The organism is Vibrio sp. YT-19(2023) (assembly GCF_033337395.1).
The window spans coordinates 1-722 of sequence record NZ_JAWOQN010000456.1; the positions used below are offsets into that span (position 1 = coordinate 1).

Below are 722 nucleotides of genomic sequence, written 5' to 3' on the forward strand. Positions count from 1 at the left end.
TGAATTTATAGTACAGTTATAGTAGAGAACCAGACATTATCTTAAGCAAACTCATGCACATAGTCGCGAGTTTGCTTAAGTGCATTTACGAGTCTTAAAGGTCGGTATGAGAATGAACCTCACAAACCATTTTTTAGTAGCCATGCCTGGAATGAAAGATCCGTATTTCCAGAATAGCGTTATCTACGTTTGTGAACATAACGAAGAAGGCGCTATGGGCCTGATGATCAACGCGCCTGTTGATATCACCGTAGGCAACATGCTCAAGCAAGTTGACGTGCAGCCTGTTCACCCGCGCCTGTTTGAAGCCAGCTTAGATAGACCCGTCTACAATGGCGGTCCAATCTCAGAAGACCGTGGTTTTATTCTACATAAACCGAAAGATTACTATGAATCCAGCATTCAAATGACCGATGACCTTGCTGTCACCACTTCGCGAGATATTCTTTCCGTATTGGGGACAGAGGCTGAGCCAAGTGACTATTTGGTTGCTCTTGGTTATTCCGGTTGGAGTGCTGGTCAGTTAGAAAATGAACTGGTTGAAAACTCTTGGCTAACCATCGAAGCCACACCAGAAATCATCTTCGATACGCCCATTACAGAGCGCTGGAAAAAAGCGGTAGAAAAGCTAGGTATCGACCCGAGTCAATTGTCGGCAGACGCAGGTCATGCGTAACGCAACCGCCTTCCTTAACTTCCACTTCATTAAGATTTGAGACACT

Annotated in this window: 1 protein-coding gene; it reads left to right on the forward strand. The window is 44.9% G+C overall.

What is annotated here, in order from left to right; translation table 11 throughout:
- Positions 1–112 precede the first annotated feature (112 nt).
- Entirely contained in the window at positions 113–676 is a 564-nt protein-coding gene (locus R7E78_RS26495; protein ID WP_005461717.1) for a YqgE/AlgH family protein, read from the forward strand.
- The last annotated feature ends 46 nt before the right edge of the window (positions 677–722 follow it).